The 10010-nt window shown below is 51.2% G+C and carries 14 protein-coding genes; 12 read left to right on the top strand and 2 right to left on the bottom strand.

Annotated elements, in window-relative coordinates:
* The first annotated feature begins 34 nt into the window (after positions 1 to 34).
* Entirely contained in the window at positions 35 to 622 is a 588-nt protein-coding gene (gene slyD / locus GNG29_RS21040) for a peptidylprolyl isomerase (RefSeq protein WP_103177276.1), read from the top strand.
* 52 nt (positions 623 to 674) lie between these two features.
* Here slyD and GNG29_RS21035 read toward each other — a convergent pair whose 3' ends face one another.
* A complete protein-coding gene (locus GNG29_RS21035) occupies positions 675 to 893 on the bottom strand; it encodes a protein SlyX (protein WP_103177275.1) in 219 nt (72 codons plus the stop codon).
* Positions 894 to 1129: 236 nt separating this feature from the next.
* Between GNG29_RS21035 and fkpA the strand changes: the two genes are divergently transcribed.
* From fkpA to bfr, 11 genes are all read left to right on the top strand, one after another.
* The gene (fkpA, locus tag GNG29_RS21030; protein WP_103177274.1) at positions 1130 to 1948 is read left to right on the top strand and encodes an FKBP-type peptidyl-prolyl cis-trans isomerase; all 819 of its coding nucleotides are present in this window, start codon (positions 1130 to 1132) and stop codon (positions 1946 to 1948) included.
* Positions 1949 to 2112: 164 nt separating this feature from the next.
* Complete coding sequence (locus GNG29_RS21025; RefSeq protein ID WP_103177273.1) at positions 2113 to 2835, top strand: transcriptional regulator; 723 nt, start codon at positions 2113 to 2115, stop codon at positions 2833 to 2835.
* Positions 2835 to 3221 carry a sulfurtransferase complex subunit TusD gene (gene tusD, locus GNG29_RS21020; protein WP_103177272.1) on the top strand — a complete coding sequence of 129 codons (387 nt, stop codon included), beginning with the start codon at positions 2835 to 2837 and terminating at the stop codon, positions 3219 to 3221. The genes GNG29_RS21025 and tusD overlap by 1 nt, the downstream gene beginning before the upstream one ends.
* Complete coding sequence (gene tusC / locus GNG29_RS21015) at positions 3221 to 3580, top strand: sulfurtransferase complex subunit TusC (RefSeq protein WP_103177271.1); 360 nt, start codon at positions 3221 to 3223, stop codon at positions 3578 to 3580. The genes tusD and tusC overlap by 1 nt, the downstream gene beginning before the upstream one ends.
* A gap of 7 nt (positions 3581 to 3587) precedes the next feature.
* On the top strand, positions 3588 to 3875 hold the full coding sequence (tusB, locus tag GNG29_RS21010) for a sulfurtransferase complex subunit TusB (RefSeq protein ID WP_103177270.1): 288 nt from the start codon (positions 3588 to 3590) through the stop codon (positions 3873 to 3875).
* A 124-nt stretch (positions 3876 to 3999) separates the two neighbouring features.
* A complete protein-coding gene (gene rpsL, locus GNG29_RS21005; protein WP_003023654.1) occupies positions 4000 to 4374 on the top strand; it encodes a 30S ribosomal protein S12 in 375 nt (124 codons plus the stop codon).
* A gap of 96 nt (positions 4375 to 4470) precedes the next feature.
* A complete protein-coding gene (rpsG, locus tag GNG29_RS21000) occupies positions 4471 to 4941 on the top strand; it encodes a 30S ribosomal protein S7 (protein WP_004106370.1) in 471 nt (156 codons plus the stop codon).
* Between the two features lie 96 nt (positions 4942 to 5037).
* The gene (fusA, locus tag GNG29_RS20995; RefSeq protein ID WP_103177269.1) at positions 5038 to 7152 is read left to right on the top strand and encodes an elongation factor G; all 2115 of its coding nucleotides are present in this window, start codon (positions 5038 to 5040) and stop codon (positions 7150 to 7152) included.
* 67 nt (positions 7153 to 7219) lie between these two features.
* On the top strand, positions 7220 to 8404 hold the full coding sequence (gene tuf / locus GNG29_RS20990) for an elongation factor Tu (protein WP_059307073.1): 1185 nt from the start codon (positions 7220 to 7222) through the stop codon (positions 8402 to 8404).
* Between the two features lie 176 nt (positions 8405 to 8580).
* Entirely contained in the window at positions 8581 to 8775 is a 195-nt protein-coding gene (gene bfd / locus GNG29_RS20985; protein ID WP_059180778.1) for a bacterioferritin-associated ferredoxin, read from the top strand.
* A 71-nt stretch (positions 8776 to 8846) separates the two neighbouring features.
* On the top strand, positions 8847 to 9323 hold the full coding sequence (gene bfr / locus GNG29_RS20980) for a bacterioferritin (protein ID WP_103177268.1): 477 nt from the start codon (positions 8847 to 8849) through the stop codon (positions 9321 to 9323).
* Here bfr and GNG29_RS20975 read toward each other — a convergent pair.
* Positions 9307 to 9780: an A24 family peptidase gene (locus GNG29_RS20975; protein ID WP_156655296.1), complete on the bottom strand. Its 474-nt coding sequence runs from the start codon at positions 9778 to 9780 to the stop codon at positions 9307 to 9309. The genes bfr and GNG29_RS20975 overlap by 17 nt on opposite strands.
* Between the last annotated feature and the right edge of the window lie 230 nt (positions 9781 to 10010).

Here is a 10010-nt window from a genome sequence, read left to right as displayed (position 1 = left end):
TGCGCCAGCAATTTTCCCACGCTCAGGAGATATCATGAAAGTAGCAAAAGACCTGGTGGTCAGCCTGGCCTATCAGGTACGTACAGAAGACGGTGTGTTGGTTGATGAGTCTCCGGTGAGTGCGCCGCTGGACTACCTGCACGGTCACGGTTCCCTGATCTCCGGCCTGGAAAACGCGCTGGACGGTCATGAAGTTGGTGACAAATTTGACGTTGCTGTAGGCGCAAACGACGCTTACGGTCAGTACGATGAAAACCTGGTTCAGCGTGTTCCTAAAGACGTCTTCATGGGCGTTGATGAGCTGCAGGTTGGCATGCGTTTCCTGGCTGAAACTGACCAGGGTCCGGTTCCAGTAGAAATTACCGAAGTTGAAGACGACCACGTTGTGGTTGACGGCAACCACATGCTGGCTGGCCAGAACCTGAAGTTCAACGTTGAAGTGGTTGCGATCCGCGAAGCCACTGAAGAAGAGCTGGCTCACGGCCACGTTCATGGTGCGCACGGTCATGACCACGATCACGGTCACGATGGCTGCTGCGGTGGTCACGGCCACGATCACGACCATGGCCACGAGCACGGTAAAGGCGGCTGCGGCGGTAACGGCGGCTGCGGTTGCCACTAAGCGTTGCGCCTTAAGGCACAAAAAAGCGGGATATTCCCGCTTTTTTTACGTCTCAATAATGGGGTGGCGGCGTCTCTTCCGACTGCGACGCGATGTGCGATGCCTGGGAGGCTTTTACTTTTTCCGTTAACAGACGCATCAGATCCCGCAGCTTTGCCATCTCCAGCTCGTGGGCGGTGACGGTCTGATTCAGCTCATCGATGGTGATCTCCTGAAAAGCCAGGCGGCTTTCAAGCTCAGCCAGACGTGCTTCCATCTCTCTATTCTGCATGATTCACCTCGTTTGTTTCGTTAAACCCGTCCGGGGCTGGCGGCGGCGAATTTTACCTGAGATTATCCTTGCGCGCAGTAAACATCCCCTTGCTGCGAAACTAATTTAAACAAAAATAGTCTGAAATGTGGTGCTAATCAGGGGTGTCTACCTGTAGATTTGTTCCTCAACGTTTTATAGTACGCTACTCATTTACGCTTAACACGGGGTGAGAGTCCCCGGCCCTGGAGAAATGGATGAAATCACTGTTTAAAGTAACGCTGCTGGCGACCACGATGGCTGTCGCTTTGCATGCGCCGCTGACTTTCGCTGCCGATACCGCGGCGAAACCTGCTGCGACTGCTGACAGCAATGCGGCGTTCAAAAATGACGACCAGAAATCAGCCTACGCACTGGGCGCATCTCTGGGCCGTTACATGGAAAACTCTCTGAAAGAGCAAGAAAAACTGGGCATCAAGCTGGATCAGGCGCAGCTGATCGCGGGCGTACAGGATGCTTTTGCAGACAAGAGCAAACTGTCTGACCAGGAAATCGAGCAAACTCTGCAGGCTTTCGAAGCGCGCGTGAAAGGCGCAGCGCAGGAGAAGATGGAGAAAGACGCGGCTGAGAACGAAGCGAAAGGCAAAACCTTCCGTGACGCTTTCGCTAAAGAGAAAGGCGCAAAAACTTCTCCTACTGGCCTGGTCTACAAAGTAGAGAAAGAAGGGACTGGCGAGGCACCGAAAGACAGCGATACCGTCGTTGTGAACTACAAAGGTACCCTGACCGACGGTAAAGAGTTCGATAACTCTTACACCCGCGGTGAGCCACTCTCATTCCGTCTTGATGGTGTTATCCCTGGCTGGACTGAAGGCCTGAAGAACATCAAGAAAGGCGGTAAAATCAAGCTGGTCATCCCACCGGATCTGGCTTATGGCAAAACGGGCGTCCCGGGTATCCCGGCTAACTCCACCCTGGTATTCGACGTAGAGTTGCTGGACATCAAGCCAGCGCCGAAAGCGGATGCTAAGCCTGACGCGAAGCCAGAAGCGCCGGCAGAAGCCACCAAGAAGTAAACCGGTTAAAACCGCCGCCTCAGAAGCGGCGGTTTTTTTATTGGGGTATAGATATAATTAACACTGGAAGCGCTATCTACGCTGTATTAACTTAATTGCCCGTGTAAATAATGAGCCTGCCCTGAAAACCTACCGACAGGCTCCTGAAAAGGAGTGTTTTTTTCATGACCAGGTCGCTTTTAACCAACGAAACCAGCGAACTTGATTTGCTGGATCAACGTCCTTTCGATCAGACCGATTTCGATATTCTGAAATCCTACGAAGCGGTAGTGGACGGGTTAGCGATGCTCATTGGGTCCCACTGCGAAATCGTTTTGCACTCCCTGCAAGATCTGAAATGTTCTGCCATCCGCATCGCCAATGGTGAGCATACTGGCCGTAAAATCGGCTCGCCAATCACTGACCTTGCACTGCGTATGCTGCACGACATGACCGGCGCGGACAGCAGCGTCTCCAAATGTTATTTCACCCGCGCGAAGAGCGGTGTTCTCATGAAGTCCGTGACCATCGCGATCCGCAACCGCGATCATCGCGTGATTGGTTTGCTGTGCATCAACATGAACCTTGATGTGCCGTTCTCCCAGATCATGAACACCTTCATTCCGCCAGAAACGCCGGATGTTGGATCCACAGTAAACTTTGCCTCTTCCGTTGAAGATCTCGTGACCCAGACGCTGGAATTCACCATTGAAGAAGTTAATGCCGATCGTAACGTCTCCAACAATGCCAAGAATCGTCAGATCGTGCTTAACCTCTACGAAAAAGGCATTTTTGATATTAAAGACGCCATTAACCAGGTGGCCGATCGCCTCAACATCTCCAAGCACACGGTCTATCTCTACATCCGTCAGTTCAAAAGCGGCGATTTCCTGGGGCAAGAGAAGTAATGCGTTTTGCATTAATGGTGACAGGCCCGGCATACGGTACACAGCAGGCCAGCAGCGCGTTGCAGTTTGCCCGCGCACTGCTGGCGGCCGGACATGAGCTGGTCAGCGTCTTTTTTTATCGGGAAGGGGTGTATAACGCAAACCAGCTGACCTCTCCCGCATCAGACGAGTTCGATCTGGTCCGGGCCTGGCAGTCGCTGAACCAGGAGCATGGCGTTGCCCTGCATATCTGCGTGGCGGCGGCTCTGCGTCGGGGCGTAAGCGATGCGAATGAAGCGCAACGTCTCGGTTTGCCTGCCGCGAATCTTAACGAGGGCTTCTCCCTTAGCGGTCTTGGGGCGCTGGCACAGGCTGCCTTAACCTGCGATCGTATGGTGCAATTCTGATGAACCGCGTTGCGTTTGTATTTCATTCTGCCCCACATGGCAGTGCCGCTGGAAGGGAAGGGCTGGATGCGTTACTGGCCACTTCTGCACTGACGGAAGAGATCGGTGTGTTCTTTATCGGAGACGGCGTATTTCAGCTGCTTGCCGGTCAGCAGCCGCAGGCGGTGCTGGCGCGGGATTACATCTCGACATTTAAAGTCCTGCCGTTGTATGACATCGAGACGTTCTATGTCTGTGCAGCTTCACTGCAGGCCCGCGGCCTGAAAGAGAATACCCCCTTCATTCTGGACGCGACTGTACTTGCACCGGCATTACTGCGGGAACAGCTTTCCCACTACGACACAATCCTGACATTCTGAGGCGCGCATGCTCCATACCCTGAGCCGTTCCCCCTGGCACTGCGACATCGAAAGCCTGTTAAGCATGCTGCGTGAGGGTGATACTGTGCTGCTGATCCAGGATGGCGTTCTGGCGGCAGTAGAAGGTAGCCGCTTTGTTGATATTCTCTGTAATGCCCCCATCTCTGTCTCAGCGCTTAAAGATGATATCGAGGCCCGCGGCCTCATTGGTCAAATTTCAACCAAAATTGACGTGGTTAGCTATACTGATTTCGTCAATCTGGCCATCCAGCACACCGGCCAAATGAACTGGTGATCTGAGATCGCTGTATAATTCTTGACACCTTTTCGACGTAGCCCTAAAATTTCGCGTCCTCATATTGTATGAGGGCGTTTTATTACGTGTTTACGAAGCAAAAGCTAAAACCAGGAGCTATTTAATGGCAACAGTTAACCAGCTGGTACGCAAACCACGTGCACGCAAAGTTGCAAAAAGCAACGTGCCTGCGCTGGAAGCCTGCCCGCAGAAACGTGGCGTATGTACTCGTGTATATACTACCACTCCTAAAAAACCAAACTCCGCACTGCGTAAAGTATGCCGTGTGCGTTTGACTAACGGTTTTGAAGTGACTTCCTACATCGGTGGTGAAGGTCACAACCTGCAGGAACACTCCGTGATCCTGATCCGTGGCGGTCGTGTAAAAGACCTTCCGGGTGTTCGTTACCACACCGTTCGTGGTGCGCTTGACTGCTCCGGCGTTAAAGACCGTAAGCAATCTCGCTCCAAATACGGCGTGAAACGTCCTAAGGCTTAATGGTTCTCCGTTAAGTAAGGCCAAACTGATTTATCTTAATGTCACACTAAACTCTTAGAGTTTTGGACAATCCTGAATTAACAACGGAGTATTCCCATGCCACGTCGTCGCGTCATTGGTCAGCGTAAAATTCTTCCAGATCCGAAATTCGGATCAGAACTGCTGGCAAAATTTGTAAATATCCTGATGGTAGATGGTAAAAAATCTACTGCAGAAGCAATCGTATACAGCGCGCTGGAGACCCTGGCTCAGCGTTCTGGTAAAAATGAACTGGAAGCTTTCGAAGTAGCTCTCGACAACGTGCGTCCGACTGTAGAAGTTAAGTCTCGCCGCGTTGGTGGTTCTACTTATCAGGTACCAGTTGAAGTCCGTCCGGTCCGTCGTAATGCTCTGGCAATGCGTTGGATCGTTGAAGCTGCTCGTAAACGCGGTGATAAATCCATGGCTCTGCGTCTGGCGAACGAACTTTCTGACGCTGCAGACAACAAAGGTACTGCAGTTAAGAAACGTGAAGACGTTCACCGTATGGCAGAAGCCAACAAGGCGTTCGCACACTACCGTTGGTAATCCCTTCGGAGTATTAGTCACCAGGCGGGCGCTTCAGCGAAGCAGCCCGCTTTGGGTTACTTAACTGAACGCCTAAAAAGATAAACGAGGAATCAAATGGCTCGTACAACACCCATCGCACGCTACCGTAACATCGGTATCAGTGCGCACATCGACGCCGGTAAAACCACTACCACCGAACGTATTCTGTTCTACACCGGTGTAAACCATAAAATCGGTGAAGTTCATGACGGCGCCGCAACCATGGACTGGATGGAGCAGGAGCAGGAGCGTGGTATTACCATCACCTCCGCAGCGACTACTGCATTCTGGTCTGGTATGGCTAAGCAGTATGAACCACACCGCGTAAACATCATCGACACCCCGGGCCACGTTGACTTCACCATCGAAGTAGAACGTTCCATGCGTGTTCTTGATGGTGCGGTAATGGTTTACTGCGCAGTTGGTGGTGTTCAGCCACAGTCTGAAACCGTATGGCGTCAGGCAAACAAATATAAAGTTCCACGCATTGCGTTCGTTAACAAAATGGACCGTATGGGTGCGAACTTCCTGAAAGTTGTTGGTCAGATCAAAACCCGTCTGGGCGCGAACCCTGTTCCGCTGCAGCTGGCGATTGGTGCTGAAGAAGGTTTCACCGGTGTTGTTGACCTGGTGAAAATGAAAGCCATCAACTGGAATGAAGAAGACGCAGGCGTAACCTTCACTTATGAAGATATCCCGGCTGACATGCAGGACCTGGCTGACGAATGGCACCAGAACCTGATCGAGTCCGCTGCAGAAGCTTCAGAAGATCTGATGGAGAAATACCTGGGTGGTGAAGAACTGTCTGAAGAAGAGATCAAAAAAGCTCTGCGTCAGCGTGTACTGAACAACGAAATCATCCTGGTAACCTGTGGTTCTGCGTTCAAGAACAAAGGTGTTCAGGCGATGCTGGATGCGGTAATTGATTACCTGCCATCCCCGGTAGACGTTCCTGCGATCAACGGTATCCTGGACGACGGTAAAGACACGCCGGCTGAGCGTCACGCAAGTGATGACGAGCCGTTTGCTGCTCTGGCGTTCAAAATCGCTACCGACCCGTTCGTTGGTAACCTGACGTTCTTCCGCGTGTACTCTGGTGTGGTTAACTCCGGTGACACCATCCTGAACTCCGTGAAAGCTGCACGTGAGCGTTTCGGTCGTATCGTACAGATGCACGCGAACAAACGTGAAGAGATCAAAGAAGTTCGCGCGGGTGACATCGCTGCTGCTATCGGTCTGAAAGACGTGACTACTGGTGATACCCTGTGTAACCCAGATCACCCGATCATTCTGGAGCGCATGGAGTTCCCAGAGCCAGTAATCTCTATCGCCGTTGAACCAAAAACCAAAGCTGACCAGGAAAAAATGGGTCTGGCTCTGGGCCGTCTGGCTAAAGAAGACCCATCATTCCGCGTATGGACTGATGAAGAATCTAACCAGACCATCATCGCTGGTATGGGTGAACTGCACCTGGACATCATCGTTGACCGTATGAAGCGTGAATTCAACGTTGAAGCTAACGTGGGTAAACCTCAGGTTGCTTACCGCGAAGCAATTCGCCAGAAAGTTACCGATGTTGAAGGTAAACACGCTAAGCAGTCTGGTGGTCGTGGTCAGTACGGTCACGTTGTGATCGACATGTACCCACTGGAGCCGGGCTCTAACCCTAAAGGTTACGAGTTCATCAACGACATCAAAGGTGGTGTAATTCCTGGCGAATACATCCCTGCCGTTGATAAAGGCATCCAGGAGCAGCTGAAGTCTGGTCCGCTGGCTGGTTACCCGGTAGTAGACATGGGTATTCGTCTGCACTTCGGTTCTTACCATGACGTTGACTCCTCTGAACTGGCGTTTAAACTGGCTGCTTCTATCGCCTTTAAAGAAGGCTTTAAGAAAGCGAAACCAGTTCTGCTTGAGCCAATCATGAAGGTTGAAGTAGAAACGCCTGAAGAGAACACCGGTGACGTCATCGGTGACTTGAGCCGTCGTCGTGGTATGCTGCGTGGTCAGGAAACTAACGTTACTGGCGTTGTGATCCACGCTGAAGTTCCGCTGTCTGAAATGTTCGGATATGCAACTCAGCTGCGTTCTCTGACCAAAGGTCGTGCTTCTTACTCCATGGAGTTCCTGAAGTATGATGATGCGCCGAACAACGTTGCTCAGGCCGTAATTGAAGCCCGTGGTAAATAAGCCGTAGGGTTAAAATCTAAGTCCCGTGCCCCCTCGGTGAGGGGGCACTATAGTAAGGAATATAGCCGTGTCTAAAGAAAAATTTGAACGTACAAAACCGCACGTCAACGTTGGTACTATCGGCCACGTTGACCACGGTAAAACTACCCTGACCGCTGCAATCACTACCGTTCTGGCTAAAACCTACGGTGGTTCTGCTCGTGCATTCGACCAGATCGATAACGCACCAGAAGAAAAAGCTCGTGGTATCACCATCAACACTTCTCACGTTGAATATGACACCCCGACTCGCCACTACGCACACGTAGACTGCCCAGGCCACGCCGACTATGTTAAAAACATGATCACCGGTGCTGCGCAGATGGACGGCGCGATCCTGGTTGTTGCTGCGACTGACGGCCCAATGCCTCAGACCCGTGAGCACATCCTGCTGGGTCGTCAGGTAGGCGTTCCTTTCATCATCGTGTTCCTGAACAAATGCGACATGGTTGATGACGAAGAGCTGCTGGAACTGGTAGAGATGGAAGTTCGTGAACTGCTGTCTCAGTACGATTTCCCAGGCGACGATACCCCAATCGTTCGTGGTTCCGCGCTGAAAGCGCTGGAAGGCGAAGCTGAGTGGGAAGAGAAAATCATCGAACTGGCTGGCTACCTGGATTCTTACATCCCAGAACCAGAGCGTGCTATCGACAAGCCATTCCTGCTGCCAATCGAAGACGTATTCTCCATCTCCGGTCGTGGTACCGTTGTTACCGGTCGTGTAGAGCGCGGTATCATCAAAGTTGGTGAAGAAGTTGAAATCGTTGGTATCAAAGATACTGCGAAATCTACCTGTACTGGCGTTGAAATGTTCCGCAAACTGCTGGACGAAGGCCGTGCTGGTGAGAACGTTGGTGTTCTGCTGCGTGGTATCAAGCGTGAAGAAATCGAACGTGGTCAGGTTCTGGCGAAGCCAGGCTCAATCAAGCCACACACCAAGTTCGAATCTGAAGTGTACATCCTGTCCAAAGACGAAGGCGGCCGTCATACTCCGTTCTTCAAAGGCTACCGTCCACAGTTCTACTTCCGTACTACTGACGTGACCGGTACCATCGAACTGCCAGAAGGCGTTGAGATGGTAATGCCAGGCGACAACATCAAAATGGTTGTTACCCTGATCCACCCAATCGCAATGGACGATGGTCTGCGTTTCGCAATCCGCGAAGGCGGCCGTACCGTTGGCGCGGGTGTTGTTGCTAAAGTTCTGGGCTAATTAATTATCCCTGAATTAAAAAGGACGCTTCGGCGTCCTTTTTTGTTTTCAGCGTTTATGGCTGTCACAAATTTTCGTATTTTTTGTTCGCTCCCGTCCCGCATCTTCGTGCTTGTGCTATTGTAATCATAATTATTCTCACTTACACTTTGCCCATATTTTGAACGGGAGTGGTTATGTACGTTTGTTTATGTAACGGTGTGAGTGATAAAAAAATTCGTCAGGCCGTTCGCCAGTTTCATCCTCAATCTTTTCAGCAGTTGCGTAAGTTTGTTCCGGTTGGAAATCAATGCGGTAAGTGCGTTCGCGCTGCCCGCGAGATTATGCAGGACGAATTGATGCAGATCCCGGAATACAAAGAGATTGCCTGAGGCTCATACTTTTCTTTTGACATCCCTGTAGCCCCATCTACGCTTCAATGAGTGGAAGCGGAGGGACTATAATGAAAGGTGATATCAAAATCATAAGTTATCTCAATAAATTATTGGGAAATGAGCTTGTCGCAATCAACCAATACTTTCTCCATGCGAGAATGTTCAAAAACTGGGGTCTGACTCGCCTCAACGATATTGAATACCATGAGTCCATCGATGAGATGAAGCACGCTGATAAGTACATCGAGCGTATTCTGTTCCTCGAGGGTATTCCCAACCTGCAGGATCTCGGCAAGCTGGGTATCGGCGAAGATGTCGAAGAGATATTGCGTTCGGATCTGACGCTGGAGCTCGAAGGGGCGAAAGATCTGCGTGAAGCTATCGCTTATGCAGACAGCGTTCATGACTACGTCAGCCGCGATATGATGATTGAGATTCTGGCCGATGAAGAAGGGCACATCGACTGGCTGGAAACAGAACTGGATCTTATCAGTAAAATTGGGCTGCAAAATTACCTCCAGTCGCAAATTAAAGTGGAAAGCTGATCAGGCTTTGCCCACTCATCATTAAACCCGCTGCCGCCATGAAAGGTCCAAATGGCAGTGGGTTTTTTAATATCTGTTCCCCGGGTTTACACATCGCCAGGATGAGAAGATAAAGCGTAGCCAGCAAAGCTGCTGATAATGCCAGCACAGGAAGTACGCACCATCCATGCCATGCGCCCAGCGCACCCAGATACTTTACGTCACCGTAACCCAGCCCTTCACGCTTACGCAGCAGCCTGTAACCCCAATAAATAATCGCGAATCCTGTGTATCCCGCTATCGCCCCTGCGACGGCAGTAGGCAGCCGCTCGGGTTGAAGACAGAGGTGATAAAGCAGACCAACCCATAGTAGCGGGCAGAGATATCGGTCCGGAAGCAGATGTGACCGGAGATCCTCGCGAACTAACAGTGCTGTTAATCCAAGGTAGGCAAACAAGAAGGGGAGGAGAGTAAGCATTGGCGTAAACCTCAATGGAATGTTTGCGCCCATATTCCATGTAACCCCAAGGGTGAAACAAACGGCAAACTAAAACGATGCGAGAGGTCTTCCTGGCCGTTTTCACGACAATGTACGATTGCACCGCATTTACGAGGGGACACGCAAAATTGAGCTCTGCCGTCTATTTTCTAAACTGGGCTTGCGTCCTGCCCAGATTTACGTATAATGCGCGGGCTTGTCGTAATTGA

Source organism: Leclercia sp. Colony189 (assembly GCF_009740165.1).
Taxonomy (GTDB): domain Bacteria; phylum Pseudomonadota; class Gammaproteobacteria; order Enterobacterales; family Enterobacteriaceae; genus Enterobacter.
Note: the sequence above shows the minus strand (reverse complement) of the source record. Positions and strands in the feature narration are given on the sequence as shown.